This is a genomic window from Pseudomonas sp. TMW22091, assembly GCF_022496705.1.
Taxonomy (GTDB): domain Bacteria; phylum Pseudomonadota; class Gammaproteobacteria; order Pseudomonadales; family Pseudomonadaceae; genus Aquipseudomonas; species Aquipseudomonas saxonica.
Genome location: NZ_SCFI01000017.1, coordinates 41155 through 62082, shown reverse-complemented (window position 1 = coordinate 62082; position 20928 = coordinate 41155). Strand labels below are relative to the sequence as shown.

Here is a 20928-nt window from a genome sequence, read left to right as displayed (position 1 = left end):
ACACCTCTTTCCAGGACACATCACACCTCCTAAGGGTCAATGTGTCCTATTAAAAGTGTTCGCGATGTCTCCGAACATTGTGTTCGCTATGTCCCCGGTCCATACAGGGAGAGGGTTGGGGTGAGGGCAGTGGTCTCAACGATGCAACACATACTGCCCGCTAAACCTCACCGCATCGTCCCCGCCCTCGGCATTAATGACGCGTGTCTCCAGCGTCAATCGCGCTCGCCCATGGCGCTTGTACATGGCCAAAAACTTGTTCCACGCCCCAGAGTCTGGCGCATCACACAGCACAATGGCGTCCTCAGTCACGGGCAGCGGGTAAGTGATATGACCTTCCTGAATCACGATGTGCCCGTCTTCAATCCCGGCCTCAAGCAGGCTCAAATGCAACCAGCCCCACCCCGCAAGCACCGCACCGCAATACAAACTGCCACCAAACATGGTGCTTTTATGGTTGATATTGGCCGGTAGCGGCAAGTGCAGGCGCAGCTGGTGCCCTTGCCAGCTCAACACCTTGAGCCCCATGTCTTGAGTGAGTGGAATGTCGTGGTGGAGGACAGACTCCAGATAACCACTGTCGCGAATCATACCTGGGCCTCTCAATCGAACTCTTCTGGGTTGGAATGGCTGCCGCTTTCGAAGTGCAGGCCATGTTTGCGCAGTTTGTCGTGCAAGGTTTTGCGCGGCACGCCCAAGGCTTCAGCCAGGCTTCGCAGGGAGCTGTGGGAGCGCTCAAGCTCGGCAGCGATCAAACTTTTTTCAAAGTGCTCAACCTGATCACTCAGCCCGCCGCCGACCTCATCGTCAACGATGTGTTTGCCATCGTGCGCGCCATCATCCAGCGCTAACTCCAGGCCTAGCGCAAAGCGCTCAGCGACGTTTTGAAGTTCACGCACATTGCCCGGCCAGTTGTGGCGCAGCAACAGTGCGCGTTGCGCCGGTTGTAGCACATTGGGCGTCAAGCCATGGCGGACGCTGGCTTCGTCGGCAAAATGCTGGAACAGCATCAGCGTGTCTTCACCCCGCTCACGCAGGGGCGCAATGCGCAGCGGTGCAACATTGAGACGGTAATACAAGTCGGCACGGAACCGCCCCTGATCGGCCGCCAGGCGCAGGTCTTCTTTGGTGGCAGCAATCACTCGGATATCCAACGCAATCAGCTGATTGCCGCCCACACGCTCAACCACCCGCTCTTGCAGCATGCGCAGCAACTTGACCTGAACATCCAGGCTCATGCTTTCAATTTCATCGAGGAACAAGGTGCCGCCATTGGCAAACTCGAATTTACCGATACGACGCTTTTGCGCGCCCGTGAAGGCGCCCGGCTCATGGCCAAACAGTTCGCTTTCAACCACCGACTCGGCCAGCGCCCCCGCGTTGATCGCGACAAACGGTCCATTGCGTCTGCTCGACAGGTCGTGCAACGCCCTGGCGACAACTTCCTTGCCTGATCCGGTTTCGCCCAATATCAGCACGTCGGCTTTGGTCGCCGCCAGCGCGCCAATTTGCTCACGCAGGCGCAGCATGGCGGGTGAAAGTCCCACCAGCCGGGTGCTCAGTGACTGGCGATCACTTAAGGCCAGGCGCAGGCTGCGGTTGTCCAGCACCAGCGCACGCAGGGCCAGCGCGCGGCGAACGCTGTCGAGCAACGCGTCACTGGCAAAGGGTTTTTCGAGAAAGTCGTAAGCGCCCGAACGCATGGCTTGTACCGCCAGCGGCACATCCCCGTGGCCAGTGATCAGCAGCACCGGCAGGTCAGGGTCTTGAGCATGGAGCTGGGCCAGCAACTCAAGGCCGTCCATCCCCGGCATACGAATATCGCTGACCACTACGCCCGGCCAGTCACGGCCAACACGGTCGGCAAGGCCAGCGGCTTGCGCCAGGGGCAAGACCTTAAGCCCGGCCAGGTCCAGGGTCTGATGCAGGGCCTGACGCAGATGCGGGTCATCATCGATCAGGATGACCTGTACGTGCGGATCAATGGGGTGGCTCATGATCTGGAGTCCTCACTGGCTTGCAAACTCACGCCTGGCGCTCCAGCGCGCAGTCGCAAGGTAATTAAAGCGCCACCTTCCCTGTGGTTGGCGAACAGCAGTTCACCACCAAATGCACGGATCAGCGTGTCGCAGATAGCCAGACCCAACCCCAAACCCTGCGTTCGGGTTTTGGTGGTGTAGAACGGCTCACCGGCGCGGCCCAAAGCTTCCAGGCAAAACCCCGGGCCGTTATCGCGTATGTAGACGGTGACGCCCTGTTCGGTGGCTTGGGCACTCAACCACAAACGGCGCGGCGGGCCTTTTTCTGTCAGGGCATCCAGTGCATTGGCCAATAAATTGCCCAAGACTTGGCGCAAACGCGTTTCACCCGCCTCGACCCACAGGGTGGCCGCGGGCAGGTCGCGAATCAACTCAACTTCCATGCTGCGTCGTCGATTGGCCAGCAATGCCAGCGCATCGTCCAGCGCCGGTTGCAAGGCAACACTTTCGGGCGCATGCCGATCACGCCGGGCGAAGGCGCGCAGATGGGCAATGATCGATGACATGCGCCCGGTCAATTCGTTGATCAGTTTGAGGTTGCCGCGAGCGTCGTCGATGCGCTGGTGATCGAGTAATACTTCGGCGTTTTCAGCGTAACTGCGGATGGCTGCCAGTGGTTGATTGAGCTCGTGGCTGATGCTGGCCGACATGGTGCCCAGGGCTGATAGCTTGCCTGATTGCACCAGATCGTCCTGGGCGCGCACAAGTTCCTGTTGCGCCTGCTCGCGCTCCAGCACCTCTTTACGCAGCCGCTGATTAAGCCCTTCGAGGTCGCTGGTACGTTCGGCCACACGCATTTCCAGTTCGCGACGAGCCTTGCCTTCGAAAGCGATGCGGTCCAGATAATGTCGTCGGCGTTGCATCATCAAGCCGATGAGCAACACGATCACCAACAACGTGGCCGCGCCAATGGCCACCACGGTCCGCACCGGACGGTCGATCAGTGTGCGCGGGGCAAGGATATTGACGCGCCAACCGGTCTCGTCGATTTCCTGGGTTTGCACCAGCCAGGCATCCCAGTTCAGGTTGAGCGGCTGCGGGTCGCGAGTCGGGTAGGGCAGGATGGCAAAAATATCCTGACGCTCTTCAGGGCTGAGCTCACGGGTGGCCCTGAAACGCCACTCCGGGCGTGAAGTCAGGATGACAACGCCATTATTGTCGGTCGTCAGCAATTGCTCGGGGGTGTTGCCCCACAATTGTTCGGTGTGATCGAGATCGACCTTGACCACCAGCACCCCGATGTTCTTGTTGGCGTCGAGTATCGGTGCGGCGAAATAGTAGCCGCGCTTGCCCGACGTCGTACCCAGCCCGAAGAATCGTCCCAGCTTGCCTTGCATCGCCTCGCTGAAATAGGGACGAAAAGCGAAATTACGGCCGATAAAGCTGTCGCTTTTATCCCAGTTGGAGGCGGCCAATGTATCGCCATTAGCGTCGATCAGGTACATGACCACGGCACCGGTCTGGGCGCTGATGTCTTTTAGCAGCTCATTGGCCTTGGCCTGAACCTGCGGGTTTTCGGGGTCGGCGAGTACTGCGCGCAGATCAGGCAACTCACCGAGAATCTGCGGCAGCACCTCATAGCGATGCAGCGACCCCAGCAGGTTAGCCACGTACAGGTCGAGGGTCTGCCGGTTTTGCCCGGTCAGTTCACTGCGGTAATAGCGCTCGGCCAAGTGCTTAAGGGGCCACAGCAAAGGAGCCAGGCACAGCACCAGCAAGGCGAGGCTACGCCACCGGGGTCTATGGGGAACTGAGGGAGTCGTGATCATCAAATACATGCGCCGCAAGAGTACGGCGCAGTATACCCAGCCTTAATGCGAACCCAATTCTTTGTGGTGGCTACCGAGGCTGGGTTGGGACTGAGTGGGTGATTTCACCGAAATACCAGCGTTGCCCACGAAACTCGCCCTCCAACCCGTCAAGCGCTTTGAATTCAAGTGAGAGCCCAACGCATTGCATGCCTTCGGGGATCTGCAGGCCCCATTGTTCGGCGAGGTTTTGATCGGTAATCGGTTGGCTATGGCCATTTTGATCGTGCCACGGTTGCATATGCGCGCGGTGATAATCCCGGTCGGTGTAAATGCAGACCTCGCTGGAGAACATGTCAGGCAGGGCAATCGAGGCAACCACCAGGCAATCGGGTGCATCGCTGGGGCGGGCGTCGATCAAGTGTTGGCAGGCGTTGATTAACTGTTGAGCACACTGGCTGCGAATAGCGTCTGTGGCTTGTTTACCTTCAACCAGGGTGGCCAGCACGGGAATCTTGAAATTACGGTAGCGACAAGATTGAGCGAGGTCGTCGGGGAAGTAGTCTTTGAAACTGTTGGCCCAGCGTGACAACGCTTTGAGCCGCCTTGTCACGCCCCGAACCTTTTTGTTGCTGAACGCTATTCGCCGCATGGTGGGAAATCCGTCTAGGTGAGTGCGATGCCCTGAAGAGCACCGACCCTATCCGAATTTTTGCGTAGAAAAAGGCGCGCCAGTAGAAATCAGAAGTGTCCTACGCCAGTTTAAGCATGTAGTGGCTCAAGCCGTTTCTTTGCTGGAGCCACCACAGGTTAGCGTTGCTCGGCGACGCACTCGGCCAAGGCCGCGCGCCAATCGGGCTGAGTGACACCCCATTCACGACCCAGTCGGCTGCAGTCCAAACGCGAGTTCTGAGGGCGGGCAGCCGGCGTCGGATAATCGCTGGCCGGTATCGGTTTGAGCGCTGCACAGGGTTTACCGGCTGCGATCAGCGGCTCGGCGATGGCTTGGGTGAAGCCGAACCAAGAGGTTTCGCCTTGTGCCGTGAGGTGGTAAACCCCCCATGCACCGGCGTGACCAGTTTGCCAGCGCTCAATCAGCATGCGCGTGCTCCGGGCAATGGTTCCCGCCCACGTCGGCGCGCCGATCTGGTCGGCCACCACACCCAGCTCAGGCCGTTCCTGCAGCAAACGCTGCATGGTCAGCAAGAAATTTTTGCCGTGGGCGGAGTACACCCAACTGGTGCGCAAGATCAGATGCTGGGCACCTGCGGCAGCAATGGCGCGCTCACCCTCGAGCTTGCTTTGGCCGTAAACGCCCAATGGGTTAGGTGCGTCGTCTTCGATGTAAGGGGCAGTTTTAGTGCCATCGAACACATAGTCCGTGGAGTAGTGAATCAACGGAATGCCCAGTGCCGCCGCTTCTTGGGCGAAGACGCCGGGCGCAATGGCGTTGATTGCAAAGGCCAGGTCACGCTCGCTTTCAGCCTTGTCCACTGCCGTATGAGCCGCTGCGTTGATGATCAAGTCAGGTTTGTGAGCCTGAACTTGCTGGCGGATTTGCTCGGGCTGACTCAGATCAAGCTCATCGCGACCCAATACAATCAGTTCGCCAAGCCCAGCAAGCTGCTTTTGCAGCTCGATGGCGACTTGACCGGTTTTGCCGCTGACAAGGATTTTCAGAGGCGTGGGGCCGTGCTTCATGCCAGCAGATCCTTGGGCTCGGTGAACCCCAGACGCTGACCTTGATAGCTGCCGTCTTGAACGTGCTTGCACCATTCAAGGTTGTCCAGGTACCACTGCACGGTTTTGCGCAGGCCGGTTTCAAATGTCTCTTCGGGCACCCAACCCAGCTCGCGTTCGATCTTGCTGGCGTCGATGGCGTAGCGCTGGTCATGACCCGGACGGTCTTTGACGAAGGTAATCAGGTCAGCAAACTGCGCGACGCCTTCAGGGCGTGCTGGCGCCAGCTCTTCAAGCAGCGTGCAAATGCCACGTACCACGTCAATGTTGGTTTGTTCGTTGTGGCCGCCAATGTTGTAAGTCTCGCCGACTACACCTTCGGTCACAACTTTCAACAGCGCACGGGCGTGGTCTTCAACAAACAGCCAGTCACGCACTTGCAGACCGTTGCCGTACACCGGCAGCGGTTTGCCCGCCAGAGCGTTAAGAATAACCAACGGGATAAGCTTTTCCGGGAAGTGGAAAGGGCCGTAGTTGTTCGAGCAATTGGTCAGCAAAACCGGCAAGCCGTACGTGCGGTTCCAGGCGCGTACCAGATGGTCGGAGGCGGCTTTGCTGGCCGAATACGGTGAGCTAGGTGCGTATGGGGTCGTTTCGGTGAACAGATCGTCGACGCCGTGAAGATCGCCATACACTTCGTCAGTTGAAATATGGTGGAAACGGAATGCGCTTTTGGCGGGCTCAGGGAGTGTCAGCCAATAGGCGCGAGTGGCTTCCAGCAGGCTGTAGGTGCCCACGATGTTGGTCTGGATAAAGTCCGATGGGCCATCGATAGAGCGGTCAACGTGCGACTCGGCCGCCAAGTGCATGATGGCTTCGGGCTGGAAGCGCTCGATCACGGCGCTGACGGCGTTCTGATCGACGATATCGGCCTGGACGAACTCGTAGCGGGTGTCTGTGGCAATGCTTTGCAGCGATTCAAGGTTACCGGCGTAAGTCAACTTATCGAGGTTGAGCACTTCGTGCGCAGTGTTCTGGATCAGATGACGGATCAGCGCCGAACCAATAAAACCGGCGCCGCCGGTGACTAAAATACGCATGTGGATATTCCTTATTCCTTGATGGACTGCAAACGTGAGGCGCATAGCTTGTGGGCAGGCCGGATGCGGCGCAAGTACAAGACGTCTGAACACCCACATCTTTGACTGCCCACGCGTGACCGGCTCGCAACAAAATAGATTTATATCGGCAATATTCTGATTATTTTTATTTTATAAGTGTCTGGCTCGTTCTAATGCAGATATTTATCGACTATAAAGGCGCCTATAGTTGATGCATGCCAGGCTCGCGTCCATATTTCAGAAATGTCGCCTGTGAATTTTCCCTTTGGCAGCCTTCAGGAGCCCCGATTTCGATGACTACTTTGCACAGTTCACCCCGCGCTGACGGTTTTTACATGCCCGCAGAATGGGCGCCGCAGACTCAAACCTGGATGATCTGGCCAGAGCGGCCGGACAACTGGCGTTTGGGCGGCAAGCCTGCCCAAGCCGCGCATGTGGCTGTTGCCAAGGCCATTGCACGCTTCGAGCCGGTGACCGTCGGCGTGTCGGCTGGCCAGTACGAAAACGCCAGGGCGCAACTGGATATGCCGAATATTCGTGTCGTCGAGATGTCCAGCGATGATGCGTGGGTACGTGACAGCGGCCCAACCTTTGTCATCAACGACCAGGGTGAAGTGCGTGGTGTGAACTGGGACTTCAATGCGTGGGGTGGCTTGGAGGGCGGTTTGTACTTCCCGTGGAACCGCGACCAGCAAGTGGGCAGCAAGGTGCTCGAAATTGAACGTTGCCCGTGTTATTACACCGAGGGATTTGTGCTGGAAGGCGGCTCCATTCACGTCGATGGCGAAGGTACGCTGATCACCACCGCTGAGTGCTTGATGAACCGTAACCGTAACCCGCACTTGTCGCGTGAGGAGATTGAGGACGTTCTGCGCTCCAATCTGGCTGTGGATAAAATCATCTGGTTGCCGGACGGTCTGTTCAATGACGAAACCGACGGGCATGTGGATAACTTCTGCTGTTACGTAGCGCCGGGTGAAGTGTTATTGGCCTGGACGGACGACGAACGCGACCCTAACTATGTGCGCTGCCACGCGGCGATGAACGTGTTGCTGACCAGCACCGATGCCAAAGGTCGTCCGTTTGTGGTGCACAAAATGCCGATCCCGGGGCCGATTCATGCGACTCAGGAAGAGTGCGATGGCGTTGATAAAGTGGTGGGCAGTCAAGATCGCAATCCATCCGAGCGATTGGCCGGTTCTTACGTGAACTTCCTGATTGTTAACGGCGGCATTATCGCCCCCAGCTTTAACGACCCGATGGACGCGCAAGCCAAAGTCATTTTGCAAAAACTCTTCCCGCAACACGAAGTAGTGATGGTGCCGGGTCGCGAGTTGCTGTTGGGTGGCGGAAACATCCACTGTCTGACTCAGCAGCAACCCGCGCCGCACAAAGCATAATTGGCGGCACAACATGAGTAGCCGCTGACGAGGAACAAAGGCCGCGACCGCTTCGCGCTCGATCGCAGCCTTCGGCAGCGGCTACAGGTTAAGGATCGCTGTAGCCGCTGACGAGGAACGAAGGCTGCGATCGGCGGCAAAGCCGTCGTAAAACCTGACACACCGACGTGTGCCATTTTGCGACCGCTTCGCGCTCGATCGCAGCCTTCGGCAGCGGCTACAGGTTAAGGATCGCTGTAGCCGCTGCCGAGGAACGAAGGCTGCGATCGGCGGCAAAGCCGTCGTAAAACCTGACACGCCGACGTGTGCCATTTTGCGACTACAGGTAATGCCCACGCCTAATGATCAACCACACTTTCTGTCATTTGCAGCAAAGTGAAACAATCTCCTGCCAATTAACAATTTTTTCACGAAATTGACACCTCGCCATCACGCCGGATAGGATTCGCGCCAACGCCTGTGGCGCATAGCCATACACCAACTTTCTGAAAGACCGGCACGCCGTTTTCGTGCAGGTCTTTTTTGTTTATGTGAAGCAACCACCACTCAATGTTTCAGCTTGAATTCCACAGCGCGCTCTATTCAGAAATAAGGAAAATAATATGTACAAAAAGCGAATAGGCCTTATCGCTTTGGGCGTACTTAGTGCCACCCAAGCCATGGCTAACGATCAAGCTGATTCGAAAGGTTTTGTTGAAGATAGCCACCTCGATGTACTGGCGCGTAACGCCTACATCAGCCGTGACTACAAGCATCACAAACAAGATAAAGCCGAATGGGGCCAAGGCTTCCTGGGTACGTTCTCCTCGGGCTTTACTCAAGGCACCGTGGGCGTGGGTGTAGATGCCTTTGGTATCTACGCACTGCGTCTGGACGGCGGCCGCGGCAACAGCGGCGCGGGCGGCATCGACTTCTTTAAGCAAGGCGACAGCGGTAAAGCCGCGCGTGATATTGCTAAAGCGGGCGCAGCGGTCAAAGTGCGCGTTTCCAACACCGTGCTCAAGTACGGTGATCAAATGCCGGCGCTGCCGGTATTGATGTACGACAATTCGCGTCTGATGCCTGAAAGTTACACCGGCACCCTGTTGACCTCCAAAGAGATCGACGGTCTTGAGTTGAATGTCGGTCGTTTCACCGCCGAGTCGCGTAAAAGTGCCGACGGCCGCGACAGTGGTGACCTGAAGCGCATCGACGTCTTCGGCGGTAGCTACAAGTTCACCGACAACTTCACGGCGTCGCTGTACGGCTCCGAAATGAAAGAAGAGCTGCGTAAACAATACCTGGGCATGACCTACGTACTTGCGCTGCCAGACAAACAGTCCCTGACGTTTGACTTCAACGGCTACCGTACGCACCTCAACGAAGACTATGCCCGTGATGTGCTGAAGCTTGATGGTCAGGACAACAAGATCTGGAGCTTGGCGAGCACCTACGCCTTTGACGCGCATACCGTGACATTGGCGTTCCAGAGCAGCACCGGCGAGATCGGCTACCCGTACGGCGGCTACCGCAATGCTGAAGGCGTGGGCGATGGCGGCAATACCATCCTGCTGGCCAACTCCTACTGGTCTGACTTCAACGCCAAAGACGAGCGTTCGTGGCAGTTGGGTTACGGCTTCGACTTCGGCTCCGTAGGCATTCCGGGTCTGACTTACAACATTGCTTACGTACGCGGCACCAACATCGACGACGGCACTGGCCGTGGTCGTGGTACCGAGCGTGAAATCTTCAACCAGGCGAAATACGTTGTGCAAAGCGGCCCGGTCAAAGACCTGAGCGTGCGTCTGCGTGGTTCGTGGTTGCGTGTCTCGAACAACGCCAGCGCCTACAACGTCGGCGGCAACGAAGTGCGCGTGTATGTTGATTACCCGATCAGCATTTTCTGATGCTACCGGCCTGACAGACAGGCTGGACATCTGAATAAAAAAGCCCCGACGTGTCGGGGCTTTTTTTCGCGCTGTGATTTAGGTCTGGCCCCAAGTGCTCATACGTTGAGTTCTTTGGCTTTCTTTTCGCTGTCTGTATTAATGAAGTTCAATACGAGGTTAAACGAGAGGTAGAGGGCGAAAGTGAGCCGAAGAGTCCCATGCAATGGGTGACTTGGCAGATCAAACTTTAAGGTGATTGCCTGTTCAGCTGTTTCTGGCAAAGGCCAAAACGAAAAAACCCGCCAGAAGGCGGGTTTTTCGGGAGCTTCAAAGACTGTGAAAACTGTCTGTGAAGCTTTGTATGGTGCCGGCACCAAGAGTCGAACTCGGGACCTACTGATTACAAGTCAGTTGCTCTACCAACTGAGCTATACCGGCGTTATGGGCGACGAGTATACCCGGATGTTTGAGCTTGTAAACCCCTGATAACAGACTATTTTTACTCTTTCGTCGGCAGGCCCGAAAAATCGAACTTCTGATGGCTGTCTTTTTCATACCTGTACAGGGTTTGAGGGGGCAAGCGCCATGACTGAAGTGATCACTGCCCATGATTTGGGCATCACGCTGGACGCCAAAGATGAGTGCGCCTTGTTCAAATGGTTTGTGGCCAGCTTTTTGATGGGCAAGCGGATTCAGGCGCCTATTGCCGCCAAGGCTTACCACTTGCTCGTGAATGAGCATGGGTGCGACTCGCCAGACCGTCTGGCCCGACTGTCCCATCGCCAACTGGTGGCGATTCTCGGCAAGGCCCATTACGTGCGCTATGACGAGTCCACGGCCACCCGCCTGTCAGCGTTGGCCCTCAAACTGGTTAATGAGTACGGGGGGCGTTTCAATTCGCTGTATAGCGCCAATTATGATCGACAGGCCTTCGAGCGCCGTTTACTTGAGTTCGACGGGGTCGGGCCTAAGACCGTAGAAATTTTCATGCGTGACGCAGCACCGGTGCTGTTTTGAGCGGCGTCTTCATTGGCTGTGCCGGTTGGAGCATCGGGCGAGACTATTGGCCTCGGTTCGCGGAGCAGGGCACTCATCTGCAGCGCTATGCGGGGCAATTTTCAGCAGTGGAAATCAATAGCTCGTTTTACCGTCCTCATCGGCCGCAAACGTATAAACGATGGGCAGACAGCGTAGGGCCGGATTTTCGCTTTTCGGTCAAACTGCCCCGCAGCATCACCCATGAGCGACGCCTGAAAGACTGTGAAGGTCTGCTGGATGATTTTTTTTCGCAATGCAGCCATCTGGGCGATCGGCTGGGGTGTGTTCTGGTGCAGTTGCCGCCGTCATTAGTCTATGACGCGCACGTTGCACAGGTGTTTTTGCAGGCAGTGCGGGCTCGCTACACAGGGGCATTGGCGCTGGAGCCCAGGCATGATTCGTGGGCGGCCGCCGAAGCGTGCATGCAAGGTCTGCACATCGCTCGCGTCGCTGCCGATCCAGCGGTGTTGAGCGCTGGCTTTGAGCCGGGGGGCTGGGCAGGGCTGCAATATTGGCGCTTGCATGGCTCGCCGCGCATCTACCACAGCGAGTATGGCGTGGCGCGGCTTCAGGCCTTGGCGCGTCACGCACGGGCGAGGTCAGCCAGCGAGTATTGGTTTATTTTCGACAACACTGCCAGCGGGCATGCCATCAGTGATGCGTTGACCTTTCAAACCGAATTCTCGAGCTTGCTGAACCCCAGCTCAAACAGTGTGCCTTGAGCATCGCTGCGCACCTGCACCTGGCCGCCATGCAGGTGCATGATGGACTGCACTATCGCCAGCCCCAACCCGCCCGAGTCGCCCGGTTGGGCGCGTGACGGGTCAACCCGGTAGAAGCGATCGAACAGTTTGTCGAGATGCTGCGTGGCAATCGGTTGGCCGAGGTTGTGCACACCCACCCAGCACATCGTCTCATCATCACGGCGTTGCAAGTGCAGGGTTGAACCCGCTTGGGCATGGCGCACGGCATTGGCCAGCAAGTTGCCCAGCGCCCGTTGCAGCAGTTGCTGGTCGGCCATCAGTGAGCCATTGAGCTGATTCTCAATGTTCAGTTGGCGATCTTCGGCCAGCGCCTCGAAGTAATCACAGAGCTCGTTACCCACCTCATGCAGATCCAGCGTTTGCAGGTTCAGGGGGCGCTGGCCGTGTTCAGCGCGGGCGAGAAACATCAGGTTTTCGGCCATCCGGTTAAGACGCTCGTATTCCTCAATATTGGAGGCCAGCACGTCCTGATAGTCGGCAGGGCTGCGGGGTTGATTCAAGGCCAGGCTGTTGCTGCCCAACAGGTTGTGCAGGGGCGTGCGGATTTCATGGGCCAGATCCGCCGAAAATTGCGATAGCCGCGCAAAGCTGTCTTCAAGGCGCGCCAGCATGGCGTTCAGCGCCTGTACCGGCTCTTTGAGTTCAGTCGGCACCGCATCGGTTGGCATGCGCTGATCAAGGCTGCGCGGGTCGATGCCGCGCATGCTTTGCGCCAGCTCGCGCAGGGGCAACAGGCCGCGGCGCAAGAGCAGCAAGCCAAGCCCGAACGCCAGCAAGGCGCCCACTCCCACAGCGCCATACAAGCGCAGACGGTAGCTGGCGAGCATGTGCTCACGTTCATCAAGGCGTTTACCGACCAGCACATTAAGGGTTTCGCCGGCGGGGCCCTGAGCGAACCCGGCCAGTACGATCATTGCCTCTACAGTATGAATGTCACTGCGTTGGGGCGCCTGTGCCTGAGCAATGGCGGGCACATTGGGCAAGGGTTGTTGATGCGGGTTGATGGCAATCAATGGGCTGCCATCTTCACGTTCCACCCGCAGCACGCTGTCCACGTTGCCCAGCATGTTCTGGTACAGCCGTGGGCGCTCTTGCAGGGCCTCCAGGCTGTCGCTGTCGTGTAACAGGGCCCGTACTTGTTCAAGGCGGCCGAGTAACGCCTGATCGTCCCTAAAGGCCAGCTCCGATGCCAGTGAGCGATACAGAAACACTCCGATCGCACCCAGAACCAAGGCGCAGGTCAATGCAATCGCCAGCGCCAGACGCCAGGCGATGGATTTACTCATCGGGGGCTTCCAACTGATAGCCGACGCCGCGCACGGTGTGAATCAGTTTAGGCATGTAAGGGTCGTCGACTTTGGAGCGCAGACGGCGCACAGCCACTTCGACCATGTTGGTGTCGCTGTCGAAGTTGAGGTTCCAGACCTGCGAGGCAATCAAGGTGCGCGATAAGACTTCGCCCTGGCGGCTGGCCAGCAGTTGCAACAGCGCGAACTCTTTGTTGGTCAGGCTGATACGTTGTCCGCCCCGGCTGACGCGACGTCGCAGCACGTCAATTTCAAGGTCGGCAATGCTGTAGGACTCGGCTTCGCGCAGTGGGCCGCGTCGCAGCAGCGTGCGCACCCGCGCCAGTAATTCGGCAAAGGCGAAAGGCTTGAGCAGATAATCATCGGCACCCAGTTCAAGGCCGCGAACGCGGTCTTCAATGGCGTCTTTAGCGGTCAGGAACAGTACGGGTGTAGCACCGCGCTGGCGAATCAGTTGCAGCAATTGCCAGCCATTAAGACCCGGCAGCATGACGTCCAGGATGATCAGGTCGTATTCCTGCTGCTCAATAAAATAACGGCCGTCGAGCCCGTTCAGCGCCACATCCACCGCAAAACCTGACTCCTTCAGGCCTTTGGCCAGGAAATCTGCTGTTTTGGCTTCGTCTTCAACCACTAACAAACGCATCGCACACCTCGATCAATCGTCTGCACAGGCTAGGCGTGTTCACGCGGGTTGCCTATTACAAACTTGTAATGCAACTGACGGGGTTCTGACGGAGGTCACTGGTTAAGGTGGGCGCATTCGAACAGGAGTGTGCCCATCATGTTGAAAACCCTATTGATATGGACTGCCTTGGGTGTAACGGGCAGTGCGATTGCCGCGCCTAATCTGGTGCGCCATGCCGACCTGGATCTGGCCACCGCCCGCCAACTGGCAGACGCCGCGCTCACCCAGTGTACCGGTGCGCTGACCGTGCTGGACCGCGGCGCCAATGTGCTGGCAGCCATGCGCCCGGAAAGTGTTGGCCCACACAACTTGCTGGCCAGCCAGCGCAAGGCCTACACCGCACTGTCGACCAAAACCCCGACGCGGCTGTTTGCCGAGCGTGCCCGCACCAACCCTGAAGCGGCCAACCTCAACTCCATTGCCGAGTTGCTGTTGTTGGGCGGCGGTGTGCCGTTGTTTGCCGACAGTGAACTGGTGGGCGCCCTTGGGATAGCGGGAGCGGGAGGCGCAGAGCAAGACGAAGCGTGCGCAAACAAAGCGGCTGAACAAATTGGCCTGAAAACTCAACGCTGAGTTGAGTGTTTTTTAACCATTACTTGAGGACGAACCATGAATGCTTTGCGAATGACAGTGGCGGCTTTGGGCCTGAGCGCCTTCTCCAGCCTGGTATTGGCGGCGGGCAACCCGTTGAGCGTGCACGTGCTTAATCTGGAGAACGGCTTGCCTTCACCGGGCGTGAACGTGACGCTGGAAAAACACGTAGGCAAGGACTGGCAGTCGTTGTCTCAGGGCGTGACCAACGAACAAGGGCGCATTGGCGAATTGTTTCTGGCCAAGCAAGCGCTGGAGGCAGGCGAGTATCGTGTGGTGTTCAAAACGGGCGAGTATTTCAAAAAGGTTGGGCGTGACACTTTCTTCCCGGAAATTCCGGTGATTTTTGAAGTGAAGAATGTGGACCAGCATTACCACATTCCGTTGTTGCTCAGCCCGTATGGTTTCTCGACGTATCGCGGGTCGTAGTAGCACCCTCACCCCAGCCCTCTCCCAAAGGGAGAGGGAGCTGATGGGTGTTGTTATTGAAGGCGCATGCGGTCAGTACCCTCTCCCTCCGGGTGAGGGCAGGCCCTGAAGTTATCCACAGCGCTGGGCCAGCACCATCAAATTGCGCGGCGTCAGCTGGCTGTCGCAAAACTCGCCGACCTGCACGTCGTAGCCGTTTTCACGCAGGTACAACGCTCGATCCAGCACCAGCCATACCTCCAGCGGCCGACGGAACAGCCCGCGCACCAGCTCAAGATTGCGCACCTGTGCCAGTCGCTCCCAGCCTGCAGCTTCCAATGCCACCCAATCTTCGTCGCCTGCTGTGGATAACTGCTTGAGCGCCGCCAAGTCCTCGCAATACTGCGCAAATGGCTTGTTTAGCCAGGCGCTGGGCAGTGAGGGTGTGGGTAAGTAGTCATCACAGCCACGTCGCTGGCGCTGCCACAGATCAAACCCCAAGCGCCGCGCCATCGACTCATCGCGCTGACGCCGCACACGGCTACCGGCCGTTACGGTTTCACTCATGGGCAAGCTCAAGTCTTCTTGCGACAACTGCAACGCTGACGCTTTGGCCGCCGTGGACAACGGCTGATAGTGCGACGCCTCAATGCGGTTATAGCAGCAGGGCGAGAGGGCAAGTTGTGCACAGCCCGCAGCGCTGGCCAGTTGCAGCAGTCGCACATGTAAATCGCCACAGGCATGCAGCGCCACGGGCGTCATGTGTGCCGTGAGCTGTAATGCGGCGTCGGCAAGCAACACATCCTGTTGTACATGCCGGGCCGGGAAATGATGGCGTTGGCTCAGGTGCTGCCCGGATTCGATCAGCGCCGGGTCGTATTCCAGGCACGTCAGTTGCTGGCCGGGGCCGAGTAAGCGGCGGCCCAGATGGCCTTTGCCTGCGCACCAGTCGAGCCAGTGCTCAGGTGCTTCTTTGAAACCCAGACGTTGTGCGAACGCTTCGATTTGCTGCCATTTGCGGCCCGGCACGTCCACCTGCAAACGCGCGGCGGCGGGCGTTAGTGGGTGTGCAGGCAGCCGAGGCATGGCGCTCAGGGCAAGCGAGGTAGCCGCCCACTCAGAGAACGATGCAGGCGCGATTAAGTCGTGAGGGGCGTTATGGCAGGCTTCGGCGTCTTGCAGTGAGCGTTGTCGCAACCACTGAGAGAGGTGGGGGTGGTGCGCTTCCCACGGCACATTCAACTGGGTGAATGGCCGTGGGCGCCACAGGTACTGGTGAACACGCAGGTACGTGTCCAGTGCCTTGAAGTGGGCGAGCAGATCAGCGCCCTTGGCAGGCATCGACGCGCAACCAGCGCTCCAGCAGCTTGAAGCCCTGAATCAGTACAAATGACATCACCAGATAAATCAGGCCGGCAATCAGGAACATGTCCACCGTCTGGTACGTGCGGGCAATGATGGTGCGGGTCATGCCCGTCAGTTCCAGCAGGGTCACGGTGCTGGCCAGCGAGCTGGCCTTGAGCATCAGGATCACTTCGTTGCTGTACGCCGGCAGGCCGATGCGTGCAGCTCGGGGCATCACGATATGCACCAGTGTTTTGAAACGCGACATGCCCAACGCACGTGCGGCCTCGATTTCACCCGGCGGAATGGCCTGAATCGCCCCACGCAGAATCTCGGCGATATAGGCCGCCGTGTGCAGGGTCATGGTAATGACCGCGCACCAGAACGGGCTACGCAGATACGGCCACAACACGCTGTCACGCACCACTTCAAACTGCCCGAGGCCGTAATAGACCAGAAACAACTGAATCAGCAGCGGCGTGCCGCGGAAGAAAAAGATGTACGCATACGGTAACGAGCGCACGTACCACAGCTTGGATGAGCGGGCGATGCCCAGCGGAATGGCGACGATCAAACCGGCGATGACCGAGATTGCCGTCAGTTCCAGCGTCAGGGTTGCGCCTTGAATCAGCTTGGGCAGCCACTTGATGAAGAGTTCCAACAACATTACGTTCTCCTCACGAAGCCGCGCGCCGCGCGTTTTTCAAGCACGTGCATGGTGCCCATGGCCAGTACGGTCAGGCCCAGGTACATCACGGCAGCCACCATGTAGAAGGTGAACGGGTGTTTGGCGAAGGTCACGGCGTTTTGCGCCTGACGCATGATTTCTTCCAGCCCGATAACCGACACCAGCGCGGTGTCTTTCATCAGAATCATGAACAAGTTGCCCAGGCCGGGCAGGGCGATGCGCCACATTTGCGGCAACACCAGCCGGGTGAAAATACGCGGCTTGGACAGGCCCAATGCCATGCCCGCTTCACGGTGGCCTTTGGGGATGGCCAGAATGGCGCCACGAAATACTTCGGTGGCATAAGCACCAAAGCACAGGCCCAACGCGATCACGCCCGCGGCGAAAGCGCTCAGGGTGAGGTCTGGCATGCCGATGAACTCACCGATAGCGCGAACGGCATTGACGCTGCCAAAGTAGATCAGCAGCACCCAGAGCAGCTCGGGAACGCCGCGTACCAGGGTCGAATAGGTGCCACCCAGCCATTTAAGGGGCTTGTAGGGGGACGTTTTGGCCAGGGCACCGAGCAATCCGAGCACCAGGCCCAGACACAGCGCAGAAAGTGCCAGTTTGACGGTCATCAGCGCGCCAGCGGCAAGCGCCGGGCCGAATCCGTATAAATCGATAGTCATAGGTTAGGTTGGCTTTGCTAGGGACCGGTGCTGCGCGAGGCAGCACCGGTCAGGCAGATCATTCAATGCTGAATGGGAAATACCTATCATTGATCTTCTTGTAGGTGCCGTCTTCTTTGATTTCTTTGAGCGCAAGGTTCAGTTTGGTACGCAGTTCGTTATCGCCTTTGCGCAACGCGATACCGACCTTGTCGTCTTCGTTGACAGGCTCGCCTTTAAATTCATATGCCTGACCGGCTTCACTTTTGAGCCAGTCGTAGTTGGCGTATTTGTCAGCCAACAAGGCATCCACACGGCCAGACGTCAGGTCCAGGTAGGCGTTTTCCTGAGTGTCATACAAAGAGACCGTCGCGTCTGACCCCAGGTTGTCTTCCAGCCAGGTGGCGGCTTGAGTCGAGCGCTGAGTGCCAAGGGTTTTGCCTTTGAGCGAGTCAATGTCGGTCTTGAAATCGACTTTTTTAGGCGCGATGAACTGTTGCTTGTTGGAGTAGTAAGGGTCGGTGAAATCCACCGCTTGCTTGCGCTCGTCAGTAATCGACAGCGAAGACACGATGAAGTCGAACTTTTTGGCGTTCAGCGCCGGGATGATGCCATCCCAGTCCGAGGTGACGATTTCACACTCGGCTTTCATTTTGGCGCACAGGGCCTTCGCAATATCCGCGTCAAAACCGACCACTTCACCGCTGGCGTTCTTGTTGTTGAACGGAGGGTAAGCGCCCTCAATACCCACTTTGTACTTATCCACAGCCAAGGCATTGGCGCTGAATACCAGCGTGGCGGCAGCGGCCAGAAGAAACTTTTTATAGTTCTGCATTCGTGTTGCTCCGTTAGCGATTGCTGGACATGAATTGTTTGCAGCGCGCGGAAACCGGGTTGTCGAACACCTGTTCAGGCGACCCTTGCTCTTCGATCAGGCCCTGGTGCAAAAACACCACTTCGGTGGACACCTGACGGGCAAAGCCCATCTCATGGGTGACCAACAGCATAGTGCGGCCTTCTTCGGCGAGCGCGCGGATCACACTAAGTACTTCCTGGACCATTTCCGGGTCAAGCGCAGATGTCGGTTCATCGAACAGAATGACTTTGGGCTGCATGGCCAGCGTGCGGGCAATGGCAGCACGTTGTTGCTGGCCACCGGACAACTCGGACGGGTAGGCGTGGCGCTTGTCAGCAATGCCAACCTTGGCCAGCAAGGCTTCAGCCACTTCGATGGCCTCGGCTTTGCTCTGGCCCAACACACGCCGTGGCGCCTCGATGATGTTGTCGAGGATGGTCATGTGCGGCCACAGGTTAAAGTTTTGAAACACAAAACCCAGTTCACTGCGCATGCGATTGATCTGCTTGCCATCGGCCGCGACCAGTTCGCCGTTTTTGGCTTTTTTGAGTTTGAGCTCTTCGCCTGCGACCAGAATCTGGCCCTCGTGCGGGTTTTCCAGCAGGTTGATGCAGCGCAACAGGGTGGACTTGCCTGAACCGGAAGAACCCAGGATCGAGATCACGTCGCCGTCGCGTGCGGTCAGCGAGATTCCTTTAAGGACCTCAAGCTCGCCGTAGCGTTTGTGCAAGTTGCGGATTTCAAGCGCGGGCGTGGCCAAAGCCATGTGCGTTCCTCATTGTGTTCGGGTGCGAACCTGCTGTTAGGCGACGTGCGTGGAGCATGGCGCAGGCCAAGCTAGCATAGGGCCGCCAAGGCAACCAGCCGTCCTCGCAGCACATAAAAGCCTCACGGTTGTCGTGTGTCGCATCGCTACAGCTGACTGTCGCGTCGACAACAACACAACCCTGTTGTGCGCCGTTCGGCCAGACAGGTGTCGCGTAAAAAAGGTCGCGATGTTGCCAGCTTTGGCCCGGTGTTGGAAGCGCGAACCTACTAAAGGGTCAAGTTGTGCACCGCTTTTAGGCGATATGGGCAGTTTTGGGTATTTTTGGTGCGTCTGGCACTCTGTAACTGAGTGTTACGGTAACGGATTCGCGAAAATCTATGGCTGCCAAAGGGTTGCAATGTGCCATCTCGTCGTTGCAAGCCGCTAAAACTGTGCACTTGTCACATTTTGGCGCACTTATTGCGTCAATAATTTTAAACGCCCCGTATGTTACTTTTTACGAGAAGGTAACCCTACGCGGCGCTCGGAATGGCTTTCACTGCAAAGGTAGTCCCATGAGCAATATGCAAACCTCTAACGACCTGGAGCAAGGGCTCAAGCCACGGCATGTGACCATGCTGTCAATTGCCGGGGTCATTGGTGCCGGCTTGTTTGTCGGCTCCGGACACGCGATTGCACAAGCGGGTCCTGCTGTGCTGCTGGCCTACGCCGCAGCGGGCACATTGGTGGTACTGGTAATGCGCATGCTGGCCGAAATGGCCGTTGCCTCGCCGGACACCGGTTCGTTCTCCACCTACGCGGACCGTGCCATTGGGCATTGGGCCGGTTTCACCATTGGTTGGTTGTACTGGTGGTTCTGGGTATTGGTGATTCCGCTGGAAGCCGTCGCGGCCGCGACCATCTTGCATGCGTGGTTTCCGGGCACCGAAGTCTGGGTGTTCACCTTGGTCATCACCCTGTTACTGACCGCGACCAACCTGTTCAGCGTCAAAAACTACGGCGAATTCGAATTCTGGTTTGCGCTGGTCAAAGTGCTGGCCATTGTCGGCTTCATCATCCTGGGCGTAATGGCGATTTTCGGCTTCTTGCCGAACAGCCAGGTCAGCGGTGTGTCGCATCTGGTCGATACCATCGGGTTTATGCCTAACGGTCTGGGTGCTGTACTCGCTGCCATGTTGACGACCATGTTCTCGTTTATGGGCACAGAAATCGTCACCATTGCCGCTGCAGAATCCAAAGACCCGAGCAAACAAATCACCAAGGCTACCAATTCGGTGATCTGGCGGATTGGCTTGTTCTATCTGGTGTCGATCTTCATTGTTGTGGCCTTGGTGCCGTGGAACGATGCGGGCCTTGCTCAATTTGGCTCCTACCAGACCGTACTCGATCGCATGGGCATTCCGAATGCCAAATTGATCGTTGATATTGTGGTGTTGATCGCAGTCACCAGCTGCCTGAACTCGGCGCTGTACACCTCGTCACGCATGCTCTTCTCGCTGAGCAAACGCGGTGACGCCCCGGCTGCGGCCAAGCGTACCAACGCCAGCGGCACGCCATACTGGGCGGTGATGATGTCCACAGGCGCAGCATTTTTGGCGGTGTTCGCCAACTACGTGGCCCCGGCTGCCGTGTTTGAATTCTTGCTGGCCAGCTCCGGTGCTATCGCCCTGTTGGTGTACCTGGTGATTGCCGTGTCGCAACTGCGCATGCGTCAAAAACGGATGGCGCTGGGTGAAACCATCTCGTTCAAGATGTGGCTGTTCCCGGGTCTGACGTGGGCAGTGATCGTGTTTATCGTGGCGATTCTGACCGTCATGCTGTTTCAGGAAGCCCATCGGGTGGAAATCATGGCCACGGGTTTGCTGAGCATTCTGGTGGTGGCGGCGGGCCTGCTGGTGGCACGTCGTCGGCGCATTGAGAGACTGGGGGCAACGGTACTCAACTAGGCACCAGGACGGTGTTTACGGTT

Annotated in this window: 20 protein-coding genes and 1 tRNA gene; 7 read left to right on the top strand and 14 right to left on the bottom strand. The window is 57.7% G+C overall.

Translation table 11 applies throughout. From position 1 onward, the window contains the following. Window positions 1–135 precede the first annotated feature (135 nt). The 6 genes from EQV93_RS21850 to rfbB form a co-directional block, all read right to left on the bottom strand. Complete coding sequence (locus tag EQV93_RS21850; RefSeq protein ID WP_122785304.1) at window positions 136–591, bottom strand: thioesterase domain-containing protein; 456 nt, start codon at window positions 589–591, stop codon at window positions 136–138. A gap of 11 nt (window positions 592–602) precedes the next feature. Further along, on the bottom strand, window positions 603–1997 hold the full coding sequence (locus EQV93_RS21845; RefSeq protein ID WP_240892433.1) for a sigma-54-dependent transcriptional regulator: 1395 nt from the start codon (window positions 1995–1997) through the stop codon (window positions 603–605). Continuing rightward, the gene (locus EQV93_RS21840) at window positions 1994–3808 is read right to left on the bottom strand and encodes a sensor histidine kinase (protein WP_146384987.1); all 1815 of its coding nucleotides are present in this window, start codon (window positions 3806–3808) and stop codon (window positions 1994–1996) included. The genes EQV93_RS21845 and EQV93_RS21840 overlap by 4 nt, the downstream gene beginning before the upstream one ends. A 70-nt stretch (window positions 3809–3878) precedes the next feature. Beyond that, window positions 3879–4439 carry a DUF3916 domain-containing protein gene (locus EQV93_RS21835; RefSeq protein WP_240892432.1) on the bottom strand — a complete coding sequence of 187 codons (561 nt, stop codon included), beginning with the start codon at window positions 4437–4439 and terminating at the stop codon, window positions 3879–3881. Window positions 4440–4597: 158 nt separating this feature from the next. Then, a complete protein-coding gene (gene rfbD / locus EQV93_RS21830; RefSeq protein WP_240892431.1) occupies window positions 4598–5488 on the bottom strand; it encodes a dTDP-4-dehydrorhamnose reductase in 891 nt (296 codons plus the stop codon). Then, complete coding sequence (gene rfbB, locus EQV93_RS21825; RefSeq protein WP_146427713.1) at window positions 5485–6567, bottom strand: dTDP-glucose 4,6-dehydratase; 1083 nt, start codon at window positions 6565–6567, stop codon at window positions 5485–5487. Before rfbB ends, rfbD begins: the two co-directional genes overlap by 4 nt. 314 nt (window positions 6568–6881) lie before the next feature. On the opposite strand from rfbB, the gene aguA reads away from it, so the two are divergent. Next, window positions 6882–7988, top strand: coding sequence for an agmatine deiminase (gene aguA, locus EQV93_RS21820; RefSeq protein ID WP_240892430.1), 1107 nt, complete (start codon window positions 6882–6884; stop codon window positions 7986–7988). Between the two features lie 602 nt (window positions 7989–8590). Continuing rightward, window positions 8591–9874 (top strand): OprD family porin, encoded by a 1284-nt coding sequence (locus EQV93_RS21815; RefSeq protein ID WP_122785298.1) that lies wholly within the window; start codon window positions 8591–8593, stop codon window positions 9872–9874. 344 nt (window positions 9875–10218) lie between these two features. Here EQV93_RS21815 and EQV93_RS21810 read toward each other — a convergent pair. Next, window positions 10219–10294 (bottom strand) — tRNA-Thr (locus EQV93_RS21810). 147 nt (window positions 10295–10441) lie between these two features. On the opposite strand from EQV93_RS21810, the gene EQV93_RS21805 reads away from it, so the two are divergent. Both EQV93_RS21805 and EQV93_RS21800 read left to right on the top strand, forming a co-directional pair. After that, window positions 10442–10873, top strand: coding sequence for a DNA methylase (locus EQV93_RS21805; RefSeq protein WP_146384974.1), 432 nt, complete (start codon window positions 10442–10444; stop codon window positions 10871–10873). Further along, a complete protein-coding gene (locus EQV93_RS21800) occupies window positions 10870–11616 on the top strand; it encodes a DUF72 domain-containing protein (protein WP_240892429.1) in 747 nt (248 codons plus the stop codon). The genes EQV93_RS21805 and EQV93_RS21800 overlap by 4 nt, the downstream gene beginning before the upstream one ends. On the opposite strand, the gene EQV93_RS21795 is transcribed toward EQV93_RS21800, so the two are convergent. Then, window positions 11565–12944, bottom strand: a complete 1380-nt coding sequence (locus tag EQV93_RS21795; protein WP_240892428.1) for a heavy metal sensor histidine kinase — start codon at window positions 12942–12944, stop codon at window positions 11565–11567. The two genes, EQV93_RS21800 and EQV93_RS21795, sit on opposite strands and share 52 nt — an antisense overlap. Next, on the bottom strand, window positions 12937–13611 hold the full coding sequence (locus EQV93_RS21790) for a heavy metal response regulator transcription factor (RefSeq protein ID WP_122785293.1): 675 nt from the start codon (window positions 13609–13611) through the stop codon (window positions 12937–12939). Before EQV93_RS21790 ends, EQV93_RS21795 begins: the two co-directional genes overlap by 8 nt. Window positions 13612–13749: 138 nt before the next feature. On the opposite strand from EQV93_RS21790, the gene EQV93_RS21785 reads away from it, so the two are divergent. Both EQV93_RS21785 and uraH read left to right on the top strand, forming a co-directional pair. Then, window positions 13750–14226 carry a GlcG/HbpS family heme-binding protein gene (locus tag EQV93_RS21785; RefSeq protein WP_208727507.1) on the top strand — a complete coding sequence of 159 codons (477 nt, stop codon included), beginning with the start codon at window positions 13750–13752 and terminating at the stop codon, window positions 14224–14226. Window positions 14227–14262: 36 nt separating this feature from the next. Next, window positions 14263–14673, top strand: a complete 411-nt coding sequence (gene uraH, locus EQV93_RS21780) for a hydroxyisourate hydrolase (protein WP_240892427.1) — start codon at window positions 14263–14265, stop codon at window positions 14671–14673. A gap of 111 nt (window positions 14674–14784) precedes the next feature. Here uraH and EQV93_RS21775 read toward each other — a convergent pair whose 3' ends face one another. From EQV93_RS21775 to EQV93_RS21755, 5 genes are read right to left on the bottom strand one after another with little or no spacing between them, the layout of a single operon-like run. Further along, window positions 14785–15993, bottom strand: coding sequence for a methyltransferase (locus EQV93_RS21775; protein ID WP_240892426.1), 1209 nt, complete (start codon window positions 15991–15993; stop codon window positions 14785–14787). Next, window positions 15974–16663, bottom strand: coding sequence for an ABC transporter permease (locus EQV93_RS21770; RefSeq protein ID WP_122785290.1), 690 nt, complete (start codon window positions 16661–16663; stop codon window positions 15974–15976). Before EQV93_RS21770 ends, EQV93_RS21775 begins: the two co-directional genes overlap by 20 nt. Continuing rightward, complete coding sequence (locus EQV93_RS21765; protein ID WP_122785289.1) at window positions 16663–17355, bottom strand: ABC transporter permease; 693 nt, start codon at window positions 17353–17355, stop codon at window positions 16663–16665. Before EQV93_RS21765 ends, EQV93_RS21770 begins: the two co-directional genes overlap by 1 nt. A gap of 58 nt (window positions 17356–17413) precedes the next feature. Beyond that, complete coding sequence (locus EQV93_RS21760) at window positions 17414–18169, bottom strand: ABC transporter substrate-binding protein (RefSeq protein ID WP_240892425.1); 756 nt, start codon at window positions 18167–18169, stop codon at window positions 17414–17416. A 13-nt stretch (window positions 18170–18182) separates the two neighbouring features. Beyond that, complete coding sequence (locus EQV93_RS21755; RefSeq protein ID WP_122785287.1) at window positions 18183–18956, bottom strand: ABC transporter ATP-binding protein; 774 nt, start codon at window positions 18954–18956, stop codon at window positions 18183–18185. A 557-nt stretch (window positions 18957–19513) separates the two neighbouring features. Between EQV93_RS21755 and gabP the strand changes: the two genes are divergently transcribed. After that, complete coding sequence (gabP, locus tag EQV93_RS21750) at window positions 19514–20905, top strand: GABA permease (RefSeq protein ID WP_122785286.1); 1392 nt, start codon at window positions 19514–19516, stop codon at window positions 20903–20905. Window positions 20906–20928 lie beyond the last annotated feature (23 nt).